Raw genomic sequence first — 23960 nt, 5'->3', positions numbered from 1 at the left:
TTATGCCTGGTACTCCAGCATTACTTTTTTTCTGTAGAAATAATAAAAGACAGGAAGTATGAATCCTTTTATTATACTAGTTAGACTTATAGCCCACCATACTCCGTTTACACCAAGGGCAGTTGCGGATAAAAACAGGGCTATTGGAATCCTGGCTCCGGTAAGTAAAATACTTATCATAGCCGGGATTTTTGTTTCTCCAAATCCGTTAAACATTCCTATGGTTATTATTTCTATGCACATGAGAATCTGTGAGTATCCAAGTATACGAAGGTAGTTTACCCCGCTTGGGATGGATGCGGGCTCATTTATAAAGAGCTTGAATATTGGTTCTCCAAAGAAAACAAGTCCAACTGTGGCAAGTGCACCAATAGATATGGATATCATAGCAATAATCCTTATTCCCTTGTCTATACGGTCAAAGTTCTTGCTTCCATAGTTTTGGCCCACGAAGGCACATATAGCTATGGCCAGGCCGTCTGCGGTTATCCATGAAAGTGATTCAATTTGAGAACCAACCTTTTGAACGGCTATCTCGGTGGCTCCAAAATTGGATATTATCCTGGCAAGGAGTATGGAAAATACGCAATACATCGATGACTGGAGGGCGCTTGGAAATCCAATTTTTGCGATTTCTCTTATTTTTACAAAATCAGGTTTGCTGAATATCTTTATGTCCAGATGGGGCTGAGGATATTTTTTTATGTGAAGTATAAATAATAGCCATACAAGCGCCTGAGCACCTGCCGTAGCTATGGCAGCTCCAGCTACTCCAAGCTTTGGAAAGGGTCCTATTCCAAATATAAGCAAGATATCAAATACTATGTTAAAGACAAGTCCGCAGGTATTTAATAAAAAGGGCGTTTTACTGTCTCCTGAGGCATTAAAGATTGCCGAAAGGACAGGAGTGGTGTAGGCAAATATCATGGCAAATCCTACTATTATAAGGTAGATACGGCCCTGCTTTATTATGACTGGGTCCCCAAGGCGGAAAAAGCCGATTATTTGGGAATTAAAAAGCATTATAAATATGGTGAAGGCCCATGCTATAAATGAATTGAGCCACATGGAGGCCTGAGCGTATTCTCTTGCCAGATGAGGCTGTCTTTTCCCCATAGACTGAGAGATGGTTATCTGAGCTCCTATCCTTGATATGGAAGAAGATGCCTGGGCAAACCACATCAGAAATCCAGCGCTTCCTACTGCGGCAACTGCTCCGCTTCCCAGCCTTCCTATACAGATCATGTCTATGAGGTTGTAGGCCATATTTATAAATGAGGTCGCAAGTATGGGCATTGATAAGTATATTATTTTTTGCGGTATACTTCCGACTGTTAAATCTTGTTTTTCGTTCATCTTATCTCCTATAATATAATGTGACAGTTAAGTGGTAAATGGGCTAATTAATGTTTATGTTAATTCCCCATTAAATATTATAAAGCAAATTAGGGTAAATGTCATTGAAATCATGATCAATTAGTTTTTTATGTGTTACCAATGTAACACTTTTTTCACGTGATGCAGTGTTATAATATAAAAAAAGAAAGGTTGGAATAGGATGAAAAATATAGTGGAATCATTTAAAAATAACGGAAAGTATATTTTCATTGTACTTATAATCGCTGGGGCTTTGGCTTCTATCTACATTTATAATGCTAGTATCACTGATAATTCAAGCATTTTTAAGACTGCAGAGGGCACATATGTCAAAGCCTCGGGCACTGTTGAGAACAATAACGTAATTATAAGCAGTGAAGTGAGCGGGAAAATAATTGAGATAGATGCCAAAGAAGGTGAAACACTCAAATTGGGCCAGATAATTGCCAAAATTGAAAATACCGCCCTCGCCAGTCAGTATGAAAAAACAAAAACCAATCTGGAAACAGCAAGGCAAAATGTTACAGCCATTGAAGATAATATATCGACTTATAGTGTACAAAATGAAAAAATAATTGCACAGGCTAACAGCGGCTATCTGGCAGCGGAAGCAGAATATCAAAAAGTAAAAGATGGATCAAGCGCAGAAGAAATCAGTCTTGCAGAAGAAGCTGTAAAGCAGGCAGATATAAACCTAAGCTACATAAAGGCAAATCTGGACAGGAGCAGTGCAATGCTTGCGGCGCAGGGAATTTCTCAGGTAGAGTATGATGAGGCTGAAAAAAACTATCAGATGGCAGAATCTCAATATAAGGCAGCTAAATCCAAACTTGATCTTTTGAAGTCAATGCCAACGGCCTCAAATTTAAAGATTGCCCAGAGCAGGGTGCTTCAGGCAAAGTCAGGGTATGAGCTTGCCGTATCGAGTGGTCAGATGCAGATGGTAGATCTGGAAAATAGGCTTGCATCGGCAAATATTCAAATGAATCAGGCACAAAAAGAAGTAAGTCAGGCAGAAGCTGAGTTTGAAAAAACTCTTATTCGCTCACCCATGGATGGGGTTCTCAATTCTATATTCTTTGACAAGGGTGAATTTCTTACAAGTGGGAAACCCGTTATGGAAATTTATGATCCTGCCAGAACGGAAATCCAGGTATACGTGTCCGAAGCAAACATAGGTCACATTAAAACCGGTCAGGATGTCAGTTTGTTTGTCGATTCACACACTGATCAGGCTTTTGAAGGAAAAGTGGTTCGAATTAATAATGAGGCAGAATTTACCCCTAAAAACATACAGACAAAAGAGGAACGTGTAAATACGGTATTTAAAGTAAAAATAGAAGCTCAGGATTCAAATGGAGTCATAAAACCGGGTATACCTGTGGAAGTCAATATAAAAATAGATGAGGTAGAGGAGGGGAAATAGATGAAACCGGGCATAAAAATCACTTCTCTTTCTAAAAAATTCGGTGATATAAAGGCTGTTGACGGAATAAGTCTTGATGTTAAACACAATACCATCTTTGGACTTATTGGACCAGATGGAGCAGGCAAGACGACTACCATGAGAATCCTATGCTCATTGATGAAACCTGACAGCGGAACTGTGGAAATAGGTGGACTGGATGCAGGCACACAAAGCGATGAAATCATAAAACATTTGGGTTACATGCCTCAGCGTTTCAGTCTTTACGGAGATCTGACCGTCCTTGAAAATATGAAATTTTATTCGGATATATATGAGATTCCAAGAGATGTCAGAGAGAAAAAAATAGAATATCTTCTGAAATTCAGCAATTTAAAGGATCATTCATATAAACTGGCTGACCAGCTTTCAGGCGGAATGAAGCAAAAACTTGCGCTTTCATGTAATTTGATTCATACACCTGATTTTCTGCTACTGGATGAACCCACAATCGGGGTGGATCCAGTCGCCAGAAGAGAGTTCTGGAAGATTTTGTTTAATCTAAGGGACGAGGGCACAACAATATTTATAAGCACGCCGTATATGGATGAGGCTGAAAGATGTGATGAAATAGGCCTTATGGACAAAGGCATGATTATTGCCAGAGATACCCCTTCAAATATTATCGAAAGCTTTCAAAAACACATTATATGCATCTATTCTGACAATAATTATAAAGCCAGAGATCTTGCTATAAAGCAGGAATACGTTGAAGATGCCTACCTGCTTGGCGAAGAGCTTCATATTGTAGTATCGGATTATGAAGGTGCCCGCACAAAGCTGATGGAAGATCTTAAATCAATTGATGTTGAGATAAAAACTATGGAAAAAATAAGGCCTTCTCTTGAAGATGTATTTGTAAATATCATTAAAAGTCAGGAAAGCGGAGGAGGAATTTAGGGTGGAGAATGCCATTGAGATTAAAAACCTTACAAAAAAGTTTGGCGATTTTGTTGCAGTAAATAATATCAGCTTTAATGTAAAAAAGGGAGAGATTTTTGGATTCCTGGGGCCAAACGGGTCTGGAAAAACGACAGTTATAAGGCTGCTTATAGGGCTTCTTGATGCCACTTCGGGTTCTGGAAATGTTCTGGGCTATGATATCATTAAGGACAATGCCGAGATTCGAAAACATACGGGCTATATGTCTCAAAAATTCAGTCTTTATGAGGACATCACTGTAGAAGAAAATCTTGATTTCTATGCAGGTATATATGGAGTTCCTAAAGATAAAATCAATCAGCGGAAGAAAGAGATTCTGGAAATGGCAGACCTGGTCGGAAAAGAAAAACTTATTACAGGAAGCCTTTCTGGGGGTTGGAAGCAAAGACTGGCACTGGGATGCGCAATCATTCATGATCCGGACATGCTATTTCTCGATGAGCCTACTGGTGGGGTTGACCCTATAGCAAGGAGACAGTTTTGGGACATAATATACAATCTTTCTCAAAAGGGCGTGACCATCTTTGTTACTACCCACTATATGGATGAAGCGGAGCATTGTAATACAATAGGTTTCTTTTATTATGGCAATGTGCTCTTGATGGACACCCCTAACAATATGAAGAAACATGTGGGCAGCATTGACAAGGTAAAGCCGTCTTTGGAAGATGCTTTTGTTTTCCTTGTGGACCAGAAAAATAATGAGGTAGAATCATGATGAAATTAAATTTTAGAAGAATTCTGGCCATTATAAAAAAGGAATTCTCTCAGATAAAAAGAGATAAAAGAACCATTGCCATCATAATACTGATGCCTGTTATGGAGCTTTTACTGTTTGGTTATGCAACGTCTACCAGTGTAGATCATATACCTACAGTGGTTTTAAATAATGATATTGGGATTGAAAGCCGGGTACTGCTTGACAATTTTACAAATTCTCAGTATTTTGATATTGACTATAATGCCAATAATTTACAGGATGTACAAGATTATATAGACCAAGGTCATGCAAAGGTGGGGGTCATTATTCCGCCGGATTATTCAGACACTATAAGGCGTGGACAAACGGCCCAGATACAGCTGGTCATTGATGGCTCTGACCCGACAACGGCGCAGACTATATTATCAAGTGCGGGCGCTGTAGTTCAGTCTTTATCGGTAAAGATAATCAGTCAGACTATGGGAATTGAGATGCCCAGGCCCCTGGACTTAAGGACCAGGGTCTGGTACAACCCTGACATGAGCAGCGTATATTTTAATGTTCCAGGACTGATCGGAGTTATTTTGCAAACTGTAACGCTCATGCTTACTTCCTTTTCCATAGTAAGAGAAAGGGAACGGGGCACACTCGAACAGCTTATTGTAACTCCAATCACGAAAATGGAGCTGATGATTGGTAAGATTATTCCCTATATAATTCTAGGTTTTGTAGATATTGTACTTGCACTGGGGCTAAGCATATTCTGGTTTAGGGTTCCGGTCGCCGGAAGTATCACGCTGCTGCTGATGTTCTCTGTAATTTTCCTGTTCAGCGCGCTTGGAATGGGACTGCTGATTTCAACAGTATCAAAAAGCCAGCTTCAGGCCATGCAATTGTCTATGTTTATGATTATGCCCAATATTTTGCTTTCTGGATATATGTTTCCAAGAGAGGCCATGTCGGCTCCAATCTATGCCATAAGCAACTTCTTTCCGCTGACCTTCTTTTTGAATGTGCTTCGTGGAATCATTCTTAAGGGAAACAATTTTGGAGATCTGATTTTTGAATTTTTTGTTTTAGTGGCTTTTGGTATAGGATTCCTTGTACTTTCAACTATGAAATTTAAAAAGAAAATCGAATAATTAGGTCGCAAATCAGACGCGAAAATGATATATTATGTCTGGAAAAATATGGTATAATAAACATAATAGTAAATTTTATACATCGGTGAGAAATATATGAGGTGATATTTTGAAAATAAAAAAGAATAATGTAAAAAAAATGGCGTCGGTTTCACTTGCAGCCCTGCTTTTTTCAGGGATATATGTTCCAGTTGCTAATCAGGCGTATGCAGCAGGTCCGCTTAATCCCCCAAAGATCCAGCCCTACGTTGAAAAAGAACCAGAAGCCATAGTAAAACTTCCTCTTGATTTTGAGACTGCAATAAAAAAAGCGGTTGAGTACAGCATAACTACAAAGATGGCCGAGCTTCAAAGAGAGACTGTCCAGGACAATATAGATGATCTGTTCAACAGATATGACACACTGTTCCTTATAGAGGATCCAGACATGCTGACAGGTACTCTTGCCAACATGGATATCTACAGCACGACGCTTACAACTACCAGAGATCTCCTTAAAAGACAGAAAACTGTGGACTCTGAGAGCCTTAAGATAACTATAGCAGGACTCTTTAATAATATTGTGCAGCAACTCGATACCATAGAGCTGACAAATAAAAAAATTCTTCAAGGCGATGCCAACGTAAGATTAAATCAGAAAAAATATGATCTTGGAATGCTATCAAAAAACGATCTGGATCTTGCCATTGCAGCAAACAAGGCCCTGAAAAATGATCTTATGATTTTAAATATAAAACTTGATGAGCTTTTTGCAGAACTTGAAAAGAATACGGGAATCTTGAAGATAGCCGAGACGTATGAAATAGTACCTCTTGAAATGGAGTACAAAGAGTTTGTGATGGAGGCAGAAGATCTGGTTAGATACAAGGCAAACATAGAAAATTATGATATATCCATACTTGCCAAGAAAAATGAGGTAGAGAAAAAGACTACTACATTCCAAAACTATCCTGAAATATACAACTTTCAGTACCTTTCATATCTTGCGGGCAACCAGCCATCCGCTCCGACAATGGACTACAAGAGCACAAGGGATGAAAAAAATGTGGCAGAACTGGATATGAGTCAGACTATAAAAAATGCCAAGCTTAATGTTGACAAGAACTATGCAAATCTTCAGCAGCTTCAGCAAAATATAGAGATTATGAGCATAGAACGTGAAAAACTTGCATATCAGCTCAAGACCCTTCAGGCTCAGTATAATCTTGGAATGGTTGCAAAGAATGTGTATGAAAATACTATGATTTCAAAAATGGAGCTTGAGAACAAGCTGAGCGGTCTCAAAGTTCAGCAAAAACAGCTTAAACTCCTCTTTGAAAGTCCTTACTTTGCGGGAATGGGAATGTAGGGTTTTCGGTAAAGGAGTTTGATTTCAATTTTGCATTTTGTGGCACTGTTGACAGAAAAATTCAGTTTGGAGCAGATAACACCGATTTTGAAGTGGCATCGGGATTATATGATGAGCAGGATAGAAAGGCTCGAATCCGGGCTTGAAGCGACAATTTTATAAAAATGTAAAGCCCCACCTTCAGCATCAGAGAGGGTGGGGCTTTTTTCAGGATTAATCAGTATTTTTTAAAGCACTGCGTTTTCGATGTCCCTGAGCATAGTGTCTGTAGCTGTGATTCCGCCCTCTGCAAGGTACCATACGTCCGGAGTCAGGTAAACTATGTTGTCGTTTTTGTATGCCTGAGTCTTTTGTACCAGCTCATTATCCATGACTTCGACTGCTGTTTTTGCGCCTTCTGAATTTATGGCTGTATCACGGTCGAGTATGAACAGGTATTCGGGGTCAAGATCCACTAGGAATTCAAAAGATGACGAGTTTCCATGAGTGCTGTCAACGTCCTGGGCTATGTTCTCAAATCCCATCTGAGTTCCTATTAGGGCGCATCTTGAAGTGTTTCCGAGAGTGCTGAGCGAGCTGCTTGACACTACTCCAATTATCGCTGATCTGGAATCCGCGGACTGTGCTATCTTAGCAAGCCTGTCTGCGTATCCGGCAGAGATTTCTTCTGCTTTTTCACCGAGCCCGAATATGGATGAGAAGGAGCTCAGGTTTGAGTCAAAGCTCTCCATGTATCCTTTTTCATAGTCTATTCCAAAGCAGATGGTCGGAGCTATCTTTGAAATCTCCTCATACTGCTCTTCCAGCCTCGTGCCTATGAATATGACGTCCGGCTCTGATGCCATGAGGGCTTCCATGTTGACTTCCTTTACGGATCCAAAATCCTCCAGGTCAGCATTTTCTGTGTATGCGGTGAGGTAGCTAACTGATGATGATTTTGGAACTCCGACTACTCTGTCTCCGAGCTCCATCGCATCTATCATGTCGAGGCTTGCAAGATCAAGGACCGCGATTCTCTGCGGATCAGAGGGCAGCTCTGTGCTTCCGAGAAGGTGCTCCACGGTGACTGTTTCTGATACAGGTGCGGCTGCTGCTTCTTCCTGATCTGAGCCTGCGCATGCTGTAATTGAAAGTGCCAGTACGGCGGCACCTAAAAGTGCTGTGAATTTTTTGAATCTCTTCATTATAATATGCTCCTTTTTTTAATAGTATATGGATAATGGCTTGCCATCTATCTCTCTGATTTCAAAATCCACGTTGTAGATTTCTGAAAGTATGTCCTTACGCATAACTTCTTCGACTGTCCCGAATTTCTCTATCTTTCCGTCCTTGAAGGCGCAGATGTAGTCTGAGTAGAATGCGGCGTAGTTTATGTCGTGCAGAACGAGGATTATGGTCTTTCCAAGCTCGTCGCACAGTTTTCTTATTATCTTCATCATGTTCGTGGCGTGGTATATGTCGAGGTTGTTGGTCGGCTCGTCGAGGAACACGTATTCGGTATCCTGAGCTATGACCATGGCGATGTATGCTCTCTGCCTTTGTCCGCCTGAGAGCTCATCTACGAACTTGTCCTGCATGTCAGTCAGCTCCATGTAGGCAAGGGCTTCGTCTATTATCCTGCTGTCCTCTGATGTAAGGTGGTTTCCGCTGTATGGGAACCTGCCGAATGAGACTAGCTCTCTGACTGTCAGCTTTGCGTTTATATTGTTGCTCTGTGTGAGGATGGCGAGCTTTTTTGACAGGTCGTTGCTCTTCCACCTCAGTATGTCGCGACCTTCGAATTCGACGCTTCCGCTGTCACGCTCTACAAGCCTTGAGACCATCCCGAGCACCGTTGATTTTCCGGCTCCGTTTGGCCCTATGAGTGATAGCACCTTTCCTTTGGGTATCTCAAAGTCTACGTTCCTGACTACGTTCTTTCCTCCGTATGATTTGGAAAGCCTGTTTATTTTCATCATCTGATAGTCCTCCTGCTCTTGAGCAGCAGGTACATGAAGTATAGCCCACCGCCTGTGTTTATGAATACGCTAATGTTTACGTTGAAATTGAACACGTGCTCTATCAGGGTCTGCCCTGCAAGCAGGACTGCCATCCCGGTAAGGGTGGCTCCGGCGATAAGGTATGAATGTCTGTAGGTTTTGAACATCTGCCTCGACAGATTGGCTATTATCAGCCCAAGGAAGGATATGGGTCCCACCATGGCTGTTGCTATTGATATGAAGACTGCAACTCCAAGCAGTAGCTTTCTCACGACTCTGTCATAGTCCACGCCGAGGTTTATGGCCTTAGCCTTACCTAGCTGTATTATGTCAAGGAGTGTTAGCTCCTTCCTCAGAAGGTATATAACCATAAGGATGAGGACGAGCGCGAAGAATATTATCCCTGAATTCACCTTGTGAAAGCTTGCCACGAGAGCGTTCTGCAGTGTAGCGAATTCATTTGGATCCATGACTCTCTGCAGTGTAGAGGTTATGCTTGTGAACATCGTAGCCATGACCGTACCTGAAAGCAGGATGTAGAGTATATTTCTCTTTGTCTTTTTAAACAGCAGGCCGTATATCAGCATTGAGGCTGAAACCATAAGCGCCAGGTCTATGGCAAATGAGATATTCTTGTTCGTCACGAGCACTGATCCTGATCCGAGTGCGAACACTACGAGGGTGTGTATCAGGATATACAATGAATTCATTCCCAGAAGGCAGGGAGTCACGATGACATTGTTTATCAGAGTCTGAAAAACTATGGAGGCGCTGCCTATGCAGAAAGCGGTTATGAGCATCACGGTAAGTTTTGGAGCTCTTATGCTCATGGCATAGTCAAAGTATTTTGTATTAACGGATATAAACTGAAATGCTGCGGCTGCAAGGAGCACGAGCGATATAAGTATCAGGGTCTTTCTGTTGAGTGATTTGTTCATTAGCTCTGCCTTGCTCCTTTCACTGGATTGAGTTTTTTTATGAGAAGCATTATAAAGATTATGCTGCCCAGGACTCCCACGGTTAGATTTACAGGGATTTCATAAGGATACATTATAAGCCTTCCAGCCATGTCGCACATGAGCACGAATATGGCGCCAAAGAGGGCGGTGTCTATGAGGTTTGACTTTATACGGTCACCCTTGAACATGGACACTATGTTTGGAACTATGAGGCCGATGTAAGGTATGGTGCCTGCAGTCACTACTATGCCTGCGGTTATCATCGCGGCTATGGAGAGCCCTGCGAAGAGTACCAGGCTGTAGTTCACTCCGAGGTTCTTTGAAAAATCCTCGCCCATGCCCACTATGTTGAAGTGGTTTGCGAACAGAAATGCCAGTACCACGAGCGGAAGCACTATATATACTATCTCGTAGCGTCCCCTTATTATCAGGGAGAAGTCTCCGACGAGCCAGGAAGAAAGCGCCTGGACCATTCCGTATCTGAAGGAAAGGTATTCTGTCAGTCCTCCGATGATGCTACCAAACATTATTCCTGTAAGGGGCACCATTATTATGTCGTTGAACCTGATTTTCTGCATGAAGTATACGAAAATGTAGGTCCCTGCTATTGCGCTTATGAAGGCGAATACTGTTTTGCCTGCAAGCGTCGAGCTGGGAAGAAATATCATGGCGAGCAGTATCCCAAGCTGTGAGCTTGCTATGGTGGCGCCCGTTGATGGCGAAACGAACTTGTTCATGCAGAGCTGCTGCATTATCAGTCCGGCAACGCTCATTCCGACTCCGGCGAGCACTACCGCCATGAGCCGCGGAAGCCTTGATATCAGGAATACCTGTATCTGGTGCATATCGCCGCTGAGTATCCCGGAGAGCTCTATGGAAATCACCCCGATGAACAGTGAGACTGCAGACAGTATTATAAGTATTGCTGACAGGGTAAGGGTAAGTTTTTTTTCTTTCATTGTTACCTCCGGGGTCATGTTTAAAAATGGTTAGCATTAACTAACTGAATCTCAAATAAAAAGTTAGCTACTGCTAACTAAAATAGATTGTAACATGCAGAATATTTGTCTGTCAATACAAAAGTAGCAATTGTCACGTAAAATAGTTTCGAAAATACCTGCGAAACTGTGTACAGAGCTTGCTATAGACAGATTCTATAAAACCTAAAGAAATTATCTATAAGGTGTTTTTTTAAGCGACATTCAACTGAAACGCAGGATATGATATAATTAAAGAGTTTATGTAGAAAATTATATGCTGAAATTCAGATTTAATAAAGAATGGAGAGTTTATGAAGATTTTGTTTGATTGCGACAATACCTTTGGAGTAGACGGATGCGATGTGGATGACGGGCTTGCGCTTCTCTATCTTCTTGGCATGGATGCTGAGATAATGGGGATTAGCGCTACATATGGAAATAGCGACCTGGACACCGTATTTTTAAATACAGAGCTCATGATAGAGGAGCTGGGACTGGATCATATTCCTCTTCTTCGGGGAGGCGCCTTTGAGGGTGATTATAAAAGCGAGGCATCGGATTTTCTGGCGGATATGGCAGAGCGCTACAGGGGCGAGATATATCTGCTTGCGACCGGATCTCTGACGAATGTCTATGGAGCTTTTCTTAAGGATAGGAGATTTTTTGAAAACCTTGCAGGGTTATGCCTCATGGGAGGCATAACAGATACTCTGTATATAAACGGCAAGGTAATGAATGAGCTCAACTTCTCCTGCGACAGCCCGGCGGCGCTGGGTGTTATAAGGGAAGCAAAGAATCTCAGTATAGTAACCGGAAACAACTGCCTGAAGGCATTCTTTTCACATGAGGGTCACAGGGCCAGGCTCGGAGGCTCAAAGATAGAAATTGCCAGGTACATCGACGAAAAGACTTCATACTGGTATGACTGCATGAAGAAGTATGACATAGATGGATTTTACAACTGGGATGTTGTCTCTGCGGCATATATAATGAAGAAAGAGCTTTTTGAGGACTCTTTTTGCGTGATAAATCCGGACGAAGACTCTATGAAATCGGGGAGGCTGCTTGGAAACGGCGCACCTGTAAGGGTCAATCTTCCGATTATAAAGGATTCTAATATTTTTGAAGATGAGGTATACAGGGCCTACCGCAGCGTAGATATGAATTAAAGCATGGATATTGATAAGAATGATACAAAATTATAAAAAGAGAGGAAAGTAAAGAAATGAAAAAAAGACTTATGGCAATTTTTACGGCGGCGATAATGGGAGTGACGCTCCTTGCGGGCTGTTCAGGAGGAAGTTCATCCGGTGATGCCGAAAAGGCAGCGGGTTTTGATGCATCGGCGGATTTTGAGGAAATAACAGAGCAGGCGAGAGGCACTAAGGTGACTTTTTACGGCTGGGGCGGAGATGACAAGCGAAATCAGTGGCTCGATACTGTAGTGGCGTCCTCGCTGAAGGAAAACTATGACATAACGCTTGAGAGAGTTCCTATGGACATCGATCAGATACTGTCAAAGCTCTCCGGAGAGAAGCAGGCTGGCACTGAAGAGGGATCTGTAGATGTAATCTGGATAAACGGAGAGAATTTTTATTCTGCAAAGGAAAACGGGCTGTTGTTTGGTCCTTTCGCAGGATATCTGCCTAATTATAAGAGTCTTATAGACGCGCAGGATGTTGAGAACCTTTATGACTTCGGATATCCTGTGGAGGGATTTGAGGCTCCATATGGAAAGGCTCAGCTGGTACTCATGAATGACAGTGCGATTAATCCTGAGACTCCAAAGAATACGGATGAGCTCATGGAATATGCAAAAAAACATCCTGGCAAGGTGACATACCCTGCGCTGCCTGATTTTACAGGAAGCGCTTTCGTAAGGAACGTTATTTATGATATATCAGGTCATGAGATGTTTGCTGACATGGAGGCGGACAAGGAAACGGTGAGAGCTGCCATAGCTCCGGCGATGGAGTATCTTAAGGAGCTAAGCCCATACCTGTGGAATGAGGGCAAGACTTATCCGGCATCCTCGACGCTGATGGACAATATGTTCGCTGACGGCGAGCTTGCTATAAACATGAGCTATTCGCCTTATTCAGTGGCGCTGAGCATAGCGGACGGAGTTTATCCGGATACGGCGAGGGCGTTTCTGTTCGACAAGGGAATGATAGGAAATACGAATTACATGGCGATTGCTCAGAATTCTCCTAACAAGGCGGGCGCAATGGTGCTCATAAATGAGATCCTGTCAGCGCAGATGCAGGCGAGCCAGCTTGATGTCCTCAAGACTCTGCCGGTAGTATCGCATGAACTGCTTTCTGACGAGGAAAAGGCGCTTTTTGATGCTGTGGACACAGGAAAGGGAACTGTAGCTCAGGATGAGCTTCTTTCAAAGAGGCTTCCTGAAATGCCTGCAAAGCTTGTTCCGATAATAGAAGAAATCTGGCTTGAGGAAGTAGCATAATGAAGAAACTGTATCCATATCTGCTCCTGTCTCCGCTTATTTTTCTGGGGGCAATATTTGCTCTGGGTGTGTGCAATGCGCTCATCCAGAGCCTTGGATATATACCGGCATTTGAGATGAGAGAGCTCACGCTGGATTACTACAGGGCAGTGATTTCTGATCCTGCGCTTTTTGCGTCTGTAAAGACCAGCCTGCATACGGCTCTTGTGTCATCTGTAATTTCAGTGGTTGCAGGAGTCGCAATCTGCAGCATGCTCGTGTCCCTTAGAGGGAGATCTTCAGGCAGGATTTTTGCGAGGATGACTGACATAATAAGGATTCCGATACTGGTGCCGCATACTGTTGTGGCATTTTTTGTCATAATAATATTTTCCCAGAGCGGGCTGCTTTCGAGGCTGATGTATGCAGCCGGAGCGGTGTCTTCTCCTGAGGATTTTCCGATGATCCTGTTTGGAAGAGACAGCGCAGGGGTCATAATTGGATATATATGGAAGGAAGCGCCTTTTGTGGCGTATTTCGTGCTGTCGTTCATGGCGAGCATAGATGACAGGCTTGGAGAGGCTGCGAGAAACCTGGGGGCAAGCCCTCTGCAGTCTTTTTTCCATATCGTGCTGCCGCTGTGCCTCCCGGTCATAAACAAGGCCTTCGTTATGATATTTGCCTTCGCTTTTGGAGCGTACGAGCTGCCGTTTCTTCTGGGAGCGACAACGCCGAGAGCGCTCCCTGTGCAGGCGTATATTGAGTACATGCATCCGGATCTGCGCCACAGGGCATATGCTATGGCAATGAATGGCATAATACTTATAATCACGCTGGGGATTTCGGTAATATATTACTGGATGACGAAGAAGGCTGAGAAGATTGAGGGGAAGCACTATGAATAGGAAGTTATCATGGATAAGAGAAAACAGGGCTGCAGGGCTTGTACTATATTTTGCCGCAGTCTGTATACTGGTTCCGCTTCTCATTCTTCCTGTATGGATATTTTTTGGAAGGTGGCAGTGGCCGGAGCTGTTTCCGTCTGCATTCTCGCTGAGGGCGCTGAGGATGATCTTTTCGGATGTCGGAATTCTGAAGGTGATTTTCTCAAGCATACTGCTCTCCGGCTGCGTGGCTGTCCTGGCGACTGTCACGGGAATAATGGCGGCAAGGGCAATAGTACTGCATGATTTCAGGGGAAAGAGGCTGGTCACGTTTTTCAGCATGCTTCCCATGATAGTTCCGGCTGCGTCCTTTGCGATGGGGGTACATGTTGTATTTCTTAGGATGGGGCTTGGAGATACCTGGACGGGGCTGCTGCTGGTGCATATGATATATTCGGTGCCATATACGGTGAGCATAATGACTGACATAACGGCCATGGCGGGAGACCGGCTCGAGCTTCAGGCTCAGGTCCTGGGAGTTAGTCCGCTGAGGGCTTTCTGGCACATCAGCCTGCCTATTATGATGCCGGGAGTACTGTCGTCTCTGAGCATGGCCTATATAGTCTCGTTCAGCCAGTATTTCCTTACGCTGCTGATTGGCGGAGGAAGGGTAAGGACACTTTCTGTCGTTATGGTGCCATATATCCAGAGCGGGGACAGGACCGTGGCATCGGCGTATGCTACGCTGTTCATAATGACGCTGATGATTGTATTTGGAGTGATGGAGTTTTTTGCGAGGAGGAAATATGAGCAGGCTTTTGCTGACTGATATAAATGTAGAGCTTGGAAAGAAACATATACTGAAGAATGTCAGCCTGGAGGTAAAAACAGGTCAGCTGATATCGCTTCTCGGGTCTTCGGGATGCGGAAAGAGCACCCTGCTCAAGACTGTGGCCGGGATAATAGAGCCGTACTCGGGTGATGTCATGATTGATGGAAGATCCGTGCTTGGCGTGCCTGTGCACAGGAGAGGGGCTGTCATAGTGTTTCAGGACCTGAGGCTCTTTCCTCATATGAGCGTGGCTGAAAATGTGGAGTTCGCTCTTAAGATGAGCGGCATGAAAAAACAGCAGTACAGGGATAAAGCCCGGGAGCAGCTTTCAAAAGTAAGGCTTGAAGGGCTTGAGGACAGGCGCATAAGCCAGATATCCGGAGGGCAGATGCAGAGGGTAGCCCTGGCGAGGGCTTTTGCAGTAAATCCTTCTGTGCTGCTCCTTGATGAACCTTTTTCGAGTCTTGATGAAGAATTGAGGCTGGATATGGGAGAACTCCTCCTTGAGCTCCAGAGAGAATCGGGGCTTACTACGGTTATGGTTACACATGATACTAAGGAGGCGAAAAGGCTGTCTGATGCCATAGCGTATATGAAGGACGGCGAGATAGTCAGATATGAGGAAGATGTTCAGTGTGACAAGCCTTAATTCTCCACAAATTCGTCTGAGCATAATTCGTATAATTTGGGCAAGTTTAAAAATGTATGTATCTTAAGATACATTGGAGGCGTAAAAAAAACACCAGTCGATTCGACTGGTGTTTTTATGTCAATTTATGATTTTGAAATCTGTGACTACAGTACTCGAACTCCGTATGAGAAGTTTCTGAATTGTGATAATGGAGATATTTTTACACTCTGCCCTGGTTGTGGGGCATGGATGTAAGATCCTCCGCCTACATATATTCCAACATGTCCTGGTCCGTATACCAGATCACCTGGCTGCAGATTGGACGCTGATATTCTTGTACCTGCTTTTGATTGTGAATATGATGTTCTTGGAAGTGATACTCCCAGCTGTCTGTATACATATGATGTAAAACCTGAACAGTCAAATCCGCTTGGAGTGGTGCCACCCCATCTGTATGGTGTTCCAAGATACTGCTTTGCGATTCCAACTACCCCGCTTGCAGTACTTTTTGTTCCGTAAAGAACTACTTTATCTTCTGGTTTTTCAACTATTTTCTGTGTAAGGACCTTGTTTTCTACAGGGTTTCCGTTTAGCATTGTTACGAGACGGTTTACTTCTCTGACACCGGATTTTCCTTGTGATTTAACTTTGGTCTCTCCAAGTTTCATTGTAGGATCTGCTACTTTTGTAACTTGAAAGGGTACTGCTATTGCTTCCTTTTTTTCATATGATGTCTTTATATCGAAAAGTTGTGAAACTTCATCTGTCTTTGGAACCAGGCTTCTTGTAAGTTTTGAACGTGATACTGTGGCACTTGGATTAACTGTTGCAAGTGCTTCATGTGATTCTAGTATATTTGCTTCTGAGACTTTTTCAAGCTTAAGTATTTCTACGTCTTGTATAAAGTTTACTCTCACGTTGCTTATCTTGGCTGAGTCTGAATTTATGACGTAGGGTTGTTTTACAGCATTAAGTACTTTTTGTGCCGTTTCTTCGTCTTTAACTGCCATTACTGCTTTGCTGTCAGATTTAATAATGTATGCTGGCATTTTGATGTCAATCGACTGTTCAAAATTATGTTTCATTACATCTGCACTGGTGAATTCTCTGTTATCCATTTTTCCTTTTTGATAGCTTACACTAAGGTCGTATGTTGCAGTTTCACCTTTTTCATCTCTTATTTGTGTATTAAAGCTGTTTACTGTTTGTTCTGCCTGGGCCTTTGTTTTTATATATCCGACATGTTCTCCGTTGGAAATAATCTCATATCCAACACCTGGCTGATAATAAAATAAAGTGCCGACTAAGCATACTAAAGATGCTAGGATGAATAGATAGGGGCTGCGTAACATGGAATGCTTCGTCTTACTGGTTTGAAGCTTTATCATTTGCTGTATCCTCCATTTCTCTTTCTTAACATTACCAATTATAGCATGGTTTTTTTGGATTGAAAAGCTTTTTATTACAAAATAGTTACAGTTTCATTTTACCTGTTTAAAGTGTCGACAAAATGGTAAGTGTATAAGTTGATTAAATCAGTGGGTGCAAAAAGAAAGAAAAATTGATGTGTCTGTGAAAAATTACAAAAAGTTTACAGATAAATTACCCCATTAAACCATATTTGCCAGCTTACATTGGCATAAAGGCGCGTTATGTTTTGATTTATTAGCCTGGCCGTGATATAATTGTAATGTTATATTGTAATATGCTTGTCATGGAATCGTTAAAATTATTTGATAAAATGAAATAGGATACATATATAAATATTTTAGTTTTTTGACATGAAAATGTATAATCTGGAGGTATATAATGAAGAGATTTTTGAGTATCTGTACTGCGAGCTTTGTATTTATGGCTGGAGGAGCCTTTGCGACGCCTGGATACGCGCAGTCCAAAGATAATGTTACTGTGATTGTGGATGAGCTGCCTATGAATGTCGTAGGACACCCGGCGGTACTTGATGAAAAAGCCAGCAGGGTAATGATTCCTTTTAAGTCACTGTTTCTGGCTATTGGGGTTGCGGAAAAGGATATAAAGTGGAATGCGGCTACAAGCACGGCTAAAGGGACCAGAGAAGGTATTGAAGTAGAACTTACAAAGAACAGTAATAAGGCAAAGGTAAATGGAAAATCTGTAGATTTGGATGCCCCACCTGTAATTATGGGTACAAGTATGATGGTACCTCTTTCATTCGTAGCTAACCAGATGGGTGGAGGAACAAAGTGGGAAGGCAATCCTTCATATAAAGTGGATATAAGCATGGGGTCTGGACTTTTTCCATCTGAACCAGTAAAGCCTGTAGAGCCGACTAAACCGGTAGAACCAGTAAAGCCGGTAGAACCAGGCACTGGAACAATTACAGTTCCTTTAAAGGATACGGCAGCTTCTAACAGCCAGATCCACGGAACATGGGCCATGCAAAGTGTAAGTAATGTCAAGTATGCGGTTCAGTTCAAGGCAGACAAGACTATGGACATAAAAAATATTTCTTCAAATAAAGTTGCAAAAGGAACCTATACTATAAGCGGAGACAATTTGACTGTGAAATCGGATGTCTTGAGTGGGACTTACAAACTTGAAAAAACTACTTACAGTGGTACGGTATATTATATTTTAAACAATACAGATTCTACAAAAACACTAGCTGTCACAGCGGTAAGCTATGATGAATTTGCAAGTGTATATTAAACAGGAGGTATTATATGAAAAAATCAATACTCAGTTTACTTGTGGCATTTATGGTACTTGGAAGCACGGTGACTTCTTATGCTGTGAGTTTCAGCGATCTTACAAACTCTAAGGGAGCACCTCACTGGAGTTCTGTTTATATCAAAGATATAGGAGACAAGGGACTCGTAAGCGGATATTCTGATGGGACCTTTAGACCAAATAGTCCGGTTTCCAGAGTGGATGCAATAGTATTTATGTCAAGACTCTATCCAACAGACATCATAAAAGATACTTATACTGACAATAAGGCCAAGTGGACTACTAAACTCAATACTTACAATATACCTGAGTATGGAAGGCCTGCAATAGTTTTTGCACTTGAAAACAGCTGGTTTGGAGAGGCCTATCTTAAAGAATTTATAGATTCTAAAAAGAAGCAGAAAGAAGCTCTCAGATACGAATTTTGCGTGTACCTTGTGAGAGCCCTCAACTGGGAGACCCAGCTGAGCAATGCTGCAGTTGTCAAATATAAGGATGCCAATACTATAATAAAACAGGCGGTGGCTTATATAGAACTTCTTGGGAGAAAAGGCATAGTAGCGGTCTCTGGAGAATTTATGCCCAACAAGTCTGTAACAAGGGGCGAGACTGCTAAAATGCTTTCTATATCATACCCAAGCAGTGAAAGAGCTAAGGAAGATTCTGGAAATACTGACCCTGGAACAGGGACTCCAACTCCAACTCCAACCCCAACTCCAACCCCAACTCCAACTCCTGACCCTGGCAAAATAATAATGCCAAGTGGAGTTATAGTAGAAGGTATTATTAAAAGTATAAATCTTGACGATAATAATATGGTCGTTACGATTGAGGATTCCAGGGGGAATATCCTTGGTTTCTCAAACAAAGCCAGCGGTGTAGTGGTAGCTGTGGATGGAAAGAGCGCAAAGCCTGAGGATGTAAAGGTGGGTTACTCTGTAAAACTTTATACAGACAGTACTACTGTAAAAGGTCTGGAGGCTGTTAGCAAACTTGACGTTAACAAGACTGAGCTGGCAGAGATAGTAGAAGCTACTTCTTCTTATATAGAGATAAAGCTTTCAAACGGAAAAACAGAGCAATATGACATAGGATCAAAAGCAGATGTACAAAAAAATGGAAAGTCTGCTTCTGTTTCGGACCTGGCATCTGGGGACGAGGCCAAGATAAAGATTGAAAAATCTATTATAACTGAGATTGAAGCAAAGAGCATAAAGCGTACATTAAAAGACGTCATCATAAAAGGCGTAACTATAAATTCCAACTCCAGCGCTCTAGTGACTTTTATGGATGAAGACGGGGCTATAAGGAAGATGAATATTACAAACTCTTCTGTTATATATATGAAAAATTCAAGGGCTGGCATTTCTGATATAAAGATAGGTTATGAAGCTGATGTATATGCAAACAGCAATGAAATTCTGGATCTTACTCTTTACACTCAGACAAAGGGTGAAGTTTTTGTTGGGACTATAACAGATGTCAATACTAAAGAAGATTATTTCTTTATGAAAGATTCTGAGGCAAAGACTATTAAGGTAATGATGGACTCAAAAACGGATATATATGATTATATTACAGGCAAGGCTCAATATGTAAGGGATCTTGAAAAAGGCCAGAAAGTAATTATAACTGGTTATGAGGGCATTGATGTAATTGAAGCGACAAGGGTATCTTATTATTATTAGAACAAATCGATGTTAAACTTTATGATTTTATATATTTTGGGAGGATTTATTGATGGATGATCGCAACTTGGCTTTGGAACTTGTCAGAGTAACTGAAACAGCAGCGCTTGCTTCTGCAAAATTTATGGGCAGGGGAGACAAAAACGGTGCTGACGGAGCGGCAGTTGAAGGCATGAGAATGGCCTTTGAAAGCGTTAATATAAGAGGTGAAATTGTAATAGGTGAAGGTGAACTCGATGAGGCGCCAATGCTTTATGTTGGAGAAAAAGTAGGAAGTGGTTTTGGACCAAGTTATGACATAGCTGTTGATCCGCTTGATGGCACGGCTCTTATAGCAAAGGGTCTTCCTAACGCAATAGCAGTAATTGCAATGGCAAATCAAGGCTGTATGCTCAAGGCTCCTGATACTTATATGGAAAAGATAATAGTAGGACCTAAGGCAAAAGGCTGCATAGATATAAAAAAATCTGTATCTGAAAATCTCAATGCTGTAGCAGAGGCGCTTGGGAAACCGGTAGAGGCTATAACGGCTACTATACTTGACAGAGAACGTCATCAGGGTATAGTGGATGAGATAAGAGAAGCTGGAGCCAGAATAAAAGTATTCAATGAAGGTGACATAGCAGCTGGTATTGCTACATGTTTTGAAAATACTGGTGTAGATATAATGTTTGGCATGGGTGGAGCGCCTGAGGGAGTAATCGCTGCGGCGGCTGTCAAGATACTTGGCGGAGACATGCAGGGCAGACTTTGCCCAATGAGTGAGCAAGAAATTGAAAGATGTCACGAGATGGGCTTTAGTGATGAAGATATAAACAAAGTGCTTACGCTGGATGATCTTGTATGTGGAGATGAGATATTCTTTGCAGCTACTGGAGTTACTTCGGGAGACTTTTTGAGAGGCGTGGTTTATGATGTAGATAACAGAGCCACTACTCATTCGGTAGTAATGAGAGCCAAGAGCGGCACTATACGTTTTGTGGAAGCTACTCATAAACTTGACAAGAATGATATACTAAGAAAGCTTATGAAAGCTTATGGAAACAGATAAGAAAGATCGGTTTTGATTATCTGATGAGGATGTTGAGAAAGGGAAATAATTAAAATGCTGTCAAAATTTTTGAAATTACAGAATGGCACTGATATCAGAGGTATTGCATTGGAAAACGATAAGTATGACGTTAATCTGAGCTGTGAAACGGTGCACTCTATAGCACTGGGGATACTCAAATGGCTTGAAAATCGTGAAAATAACTCCTGTGAAAAATTCAGAATTGCTGTAGGGATGGATTCGAGAATATCGGGTCCAAAAATCAAAACTGAGATTATCAGGACTTTTGAGAGCTGCGGGGTAAATGTTATTGACTGTGATATGGCGACGACGCCTGCAATGTTTATGACTACTGTCATGGACCAATATAGCTGCACAGCGGCCCTTATGGTAACGGCCAGTCATCTACCGTACTTCCATAATGGAATGAAGATATTTACAAAAAAAGGCGGCGCAGAAAAATCTGACATAAGTGAAATATTAAAGTTTGCAGCTGAGACAGATCCATCTGAAACAATGAATGAATTTACCGGAAGGGTAACAGAGGCAAACCTTATAGAAGACTACTCAAAGTTTCTGGTATATAAGATAATGAAAGATACTGGAATGAGCAGACCCCTTGATGGTCTTAAGATAGTTGTGGATGCAGGAAATGGAGCAGGTGGATTTTTTGCGAAAAAAGTTCTGGCAAGTCTGGGTGCAGATGTAAAGGGTAGTCAGTTTTTGGAGCCAGATGGAATGTTTCCAAACCATGCCCCCAATCCTGAAGACAAAGAGGCTATGAAGTCTATATCAGAGGCTGTACTGAGAAACGGAGCAGATCTTGGTATTATATTTGATACAGACGTGGACAGGGCGGCAATTGTCTCTGATGACGGTGGCGAGATAAATCGGAATTCTCTTATAGCACTTATATCAGACATAGTGCTGAGAGAACATCCAGGATCTGTCATTGTTACAGATTCGGTTACTTCAAATGGGCTGAGTGAATTTATATCCTCTCGTGGAGGTATTCATCACAGGTTCAAAAGAGGCTACAAAAATGTTATAAATGAAGCGATAAGAATAAATGCAGAAGGAAGCGACAAGGCTTATCTTGCAATAGAGACTTCGGGACATGCAGCACTTGAAGAAAATCATTTTCTTGATGATGGGGCTTATCTTATAGTCAAAATACTAACAGAAGTTTCCAGGCTGAATCAGGAAGGGCTCAAGATACAAAGCCTCATATCTGATCTTAAGCAGAGTGCGCAAAGCAGGGAGTCCAGGATAAAGATAAATGAACCTGATTTTGCTGATTATGGAAAAAAAGTACTCAAAGATTTTGAGGCTTTTGGAGAAAGAACACAAGGGCTTGAAGTGGTATTTCCAAACCACGAGGGGGTAAAGCTTAAGACTGATTACGGATGGTGTCTTTTGAGGATGTCTCTGCATGAACCTGTCATGGCGCTCAATGTTGAGTCAGATGAAACGGGCGGAGCTGAGCGTATAATGGATATTATCGGGGCTTTTTTAAGAAACTATGGGGGATTGGAATTTTAATGACTTGTAAAGGAATAGTGGATGAAGCCGGAAAGAGTTGATTTATATACAAAAGAAGAATATTCGGACATGATAAACGATGAAAATGCCCAGCTTTCAGAAGGGGTTCTGGAAATTCTTCCCGATGGATTTGGTTTTTTACGTGGTGAAAATTATCAGTCTACAGAAAATGATGTTTATATCAGTCCTGCGCAGATAAGACGATTTAATATGAAGACTGGGGACAAGGTTTGTGGGATAACCAGGGATCCTAAGAACAATGAGAGATTTAGAGCAGTGCTTTATGTAAAGCTCATTAATGACCTCAAACCTGAAGTTGCTGCCAACCGCAGAGACTTTGACAGGCTTACTCCTATTTATCCAAACCAAAGACTGGTACTTGAAACTGAGACGGAAAACCTGTCATCTAGAATAATAGATATAATGGCGCCTATTGGAAAGGGCCAGAGGGGGATTATAGTTGCCCCGCCAAAGGCAGGAAAAACAACTCTTATCAAGAAGATAGCAAAGGCTATAGAAAAAAATAACCCCGATGTGGAACTTATAGTCCTGCTTGTAGATGAAAGACCTGAAGAAGTTACGGATATAAAAGAGTATGTGGAAAGTGATGTTATCGCTTCTACATTTGATCAGGAACCAACAAATCACATCAAGGTTGCCGAGATGGTCCTTGCCAGAGCAAAATCTCTTGTCGAACATGGCAAAGATGTGGTAATATTAATGGATAGTATCACGAGGCTCTCAAGAGCATACAATCTCACCATAACCCCAACTGGCAGGACTCTTTCGGGAGGACTCGACCCTGGGGCACTCTATGGGCCAAAAAAGTTTTTTGGTTCGGCGAGGAACATGAGAGAAGGCGGATCGCTTACCATAATAGCTACTGCGCTGGTTGATACTGGTTCAAGAATGGATGACATGATATATGAAGAGTTCAAGGGAACTGGTAATATGGAGCTTCATCTCGACAGAAAGCTTGCCGAGCGAAGAATATACCCGGCTATTGACATATTCAAATCTGGTACGAGAAAAGAGGAACTTCTGCTTTCTGAGAAAGAAATGGAAGCTGTAGTTACTTTGAGAAAATACTCCTCGAACAAGAGTCTGCAAGAAGTAGCAGAAGATGTCATTTCAGTAATGAAAAACACAAAGGATAACAGAGAATTTATGGATGCTGTAAATAAAGCTATGAAACAGTAATTGTAAAGAAGGTAATTTTGACTTGAAATAATATAGTCCATATGCTATAATGTACAAGTTAAATTATGATTTTATGTGAGGAGAG

General features: G+C 41.9%; 20 protein-coding genes and 1 pseudogene. 15 read left to right on the top strand and 6 right to left on the bottom strand.

Annotation, left to right across the window (positions count from 1 at the left end; all coding sequences use genetic code 11):
- The gene (locus tag G558_RS0103680; RefSeq protein WP_028828965.1) at nt 1-1356 is read right to left on the bottom strand and encodes an MATE family efflux transporter; all 1356 of its coding nucleotides are present in this window, start codon (nt 1354-1356) and stop codon (nt 1-3) included.
- Nucleotides 1357-1558: 202 nt separating this feature from the next.
- On the opposite strand from G558_RS0103680, the gene G558_RS0103675 reads away from it, so the two are divergent.
- From G558_RS0103675 to G558_RS0103655, 5 genes are all read left to right on the top strand, one after another.
- Complete coding sequence (locus tag G558_RS0103675) at nt 1559-2803, top strand: HlyD family secretion protein (RefSeq protein ID WP_028828964.1); 1245 nt, start codon at nt 1559-1561, stop codon at nt 2801-2803.
- Nucleotides 2804-3742 carry an ABC transporter ATP-binding protein gene (locus G558_RS0103670; RefSeq protein WP_028828963.1) on the top strand — a complete coding sequence of 313 codons (939 nt, stop codon included), beginning with the start codon at nt 2804-2806 and terminating at the stop codon, nt 3740-3742.
- 1 nt (nt 3743) lies between these two features.
- Nucleotides 3744-4502: an ABC transporter ATP-binding protein gene (locus tag G558_RS0103665; protein ID WP_028828962.1), complete on the top strand. Its 759-nt coding sequence runs from the start codon at nt 3744-3746 to the stop codon at nt 4500-4502.
- Nucleotides 4499-5626, top strand: coding sequence for an ABC transporter permease (locus G558_RS0103660; RefSeq protein WP_207636194.1), 1128 nt, complete (start codon nt 4499-4501; stop codon nt 5624-5626). Before G558_RS0103665 ends, G558_RS0103660 begins: the two co-directional genes overlap by 4 nt.
- A gap of 109 nt (nt 5627-5735) precedes the next feature.
- Nucleotides 5736-6974, top strand: coding sequence for a TolC family protein (locus G558_RS0103655; protein WP_028828960.1), 1239 nt, complete (start codon nt 5736-5738; stop codon nt 6972-6974).
- Between the two features lie 227 nt (nt 6975-7201).
- Here G558_RS0103655 and G558_RS0103650 read toward each other — a convergent pair whose 3' ends face one another.
- From G558_RS0103650 to G558_RS12285, 4 genes are read right to left on the bottom strand one after another with little or no spacing between them, the layout of a single operon-like run.
- Entirely contained in the window at nt 7202-8158 is a 957-nt protein-coding gene (locus G558_RS0103650; RefSeq protein ID WP_036931521.1) for a siderophore ABC transporter substrate-binding protein, read from the bottom strand.
- Between the two features lie 18 nt (nt 8159-8176).
- Entirely contained in the window at nt 8177-8932 is a 756-nt protein-coding gene (locus tag G558_RS0103645; RefSeq protein WP_207636193.1) for an iron ABC transporter ATP-binding protein, read from the bottom strand.
- Entirely contained in the window at nt 8929-9891 is a 963-nt protein-coding gene (locus G558_RS0103640) for an iron chelate uptake ABC transporter family permease subunit (RefSeq protein WP_028828957.1), read from the bottom strand. Before G558_RS0103640 ends, G558_RS0103645 begins: the two co-directional genes overlap by 4 nt.
- A complete protein-coding gene (locus G558_RS12285) occupies nt 9891-10871 on the bottom strand; it encodes an ABC transporter permease (protein WP_051188438.1) in 981 nt (326 codons plus the stop codon). Before G558_RS12285 ends, G558_RS0103640 begins: the two co-directional genes overlap by 1 nt.
- Before the next feature lie 332 nt (nt 10872-11203).
- Between G558_RS12285 and G558_RS0103630 the strand changes: the two genes are divergently transcribed.
- Genes G558_RS0103630 through G558_RS12280 form a run of 5 tightly spaced genes read left to right on the top strand, consistent with a single transcriptional unit; the run spans nt 11204 to nt 15703 of the window.
- Nucleotides 11204-12061, top strand: coding sequence for a nucleoside hydrolase (locus tag G558_RS0103630; RefSeq protein ID WP_036931518.1), 858 nt, complete (start codon nt 11204-11206; stop codon nt 12059-12061).
- 56 nt (nt 12062-12117) lie between these two features.
- On the top strand, nt 12118-13359 hold the full coding sequence (locus G558_RS0103625; protein WP_028828955.1) for an ABC transporter substrate-binding protein: 1242 nt from the start codon (nt 12118-12120) through the stop codon (nt 13357-13359).
- The gene (locus G558_RS0103620; RefSeq protein ID WP_051188437.1) at nt 13359-14243 is read left to right on the top strand and encodes an ABC transporter permease; all 885 of its coding nucleotides are present in this window, start codon (nt 13359-13361) and stop codon (nt 14241-14243) included. The genes G558_RS0103625 and G558_RS0103620 overlap by 1 nt, the downstream gene beginning before the upstream one ends.
- The gene (locus G558_RS0103615; RefSeq protein WP_028828953.1) at nt 14236-15051 is read left to right on the top strand and encodes an ABC transporter permease; all 816 of its coding nucleotides are present in this window, start codon (nt 14236-14238) and stop codon (nt 15049-15051) included. Before G558_RS0103620 ends, G558_RS0103615 begins: the two co-directional genes overlap by 8 nt.
- The gene (locus G558_RS12280) at nt 15014-15703 is read left to right on the top strand and encodes an ABC transporter ATP-binding protein (RefSeq protein ID WP_156888496.1); all 690 of its coding nucleotides are present in this window, start codon (nt 15014-15016) and stop codon (nt 15701-15703) included. Before G558_RS0103615 ends, G558_RS12280 begins: the two co-directional genes overlap by 38 nt.
- Nucleotides 15704-15849: 146 nt before the next feature.
- Here the strand turns inward: G558_RS12280 and G558_RS13320 are convergent, their stop codons facing one another.
- Nucleotides 15850-17073, bottom strand: coding sequence for a C40 family peptidase (locus G558_RS13320; RefSeq protein WP_028828952.1), 1224 nt, complete (start codon nt 17071-17073; stop codon nt 15850-15852).
- A gap of 421 nt (nt 17074-17494) precedes the next feature.
- Between G558_RS13320 and G558_RS0103600 the strand changes: the two genes are divergently transcribed.
- The 5 genes and pseudogenes from G558_RS0103600 to rho all read left to right on the top strand — a co-directional run.
- Complete coding sequence (locus G558_RS0103600) at nt 17495-18373, top strand: copper amine oxidase N-terminal domain-containing protein (RefSeq protein ID WP_028828951.1); 879 nt, start codon at nt 17495-17497, stop codon at nt 18371-18373.
- A 14-nt stretch (nt 18374-18387) separates the two neighbouring features.
- Nucleotides 18388-20082, top strand: a complete 1695-nt coding sequence (locus G558_RS14410) for an S-layer homology domain-containing protein (RefSeq protein ID WP_028828950.1) — start codon at nt 18388-18390, stop codon at nt 20080-20082.
- A 52-nt stretch (nt 20083-20134) separates the two neighbouring features.
- Nucleotides 20135-21133: a class II fructose-bisphosphatase gene (gene glpX / locus G558_RS0103590; protein ID WP_036931516.1), complete on the top strand. Its 999-nt coding sequence runs from the start codon at nt 20135-20137 to the stop codon at nt 21131-21133.
- Nucleotides 21134-21187: 54 nt separating this feature from the next.
- Nucleotides 21188-22675 carry a phosphohexomutase domain-containing protein gene (locus G558_RS0103585; RefSeq protein WP_028828948.1) on the top strand — a complete coding sequence of 496 codons (1488 nt, stop codon included), beginning with the start codon at nt 21188-21190 and terminating at the stop codon, nt 22673-22675.
- A gap of 27 nt (nt 22676-22702) precedes the next feature.
- Nucleotides 22703-23875 (top strand): annotated as a pseudogene (gene rho / locus G558_RS12270) (transcription termination factor Rho); the annotation flags it as partial.
- Nucleotides 23876-23960: the final 85 nt, after the last annotated feature.

The sequence above is a fragment of the Proteocatella sphenisci DSM 23131 genome, from assembly GCF_000423525.1.
In the GTDB taxonomy this organism is placed as follows: domain Bacteria; phylum Bacillota; class Clostridia; order Peptostreptococcales; family Filifactoraceae; genus Proteocatella; species Proteocatella sphenisci.
The sequence above is the reverse complement of the archived record's forward strand: the minus strand, read 5'-3'. Positions and strand labels throughout refer to the sequence as shown.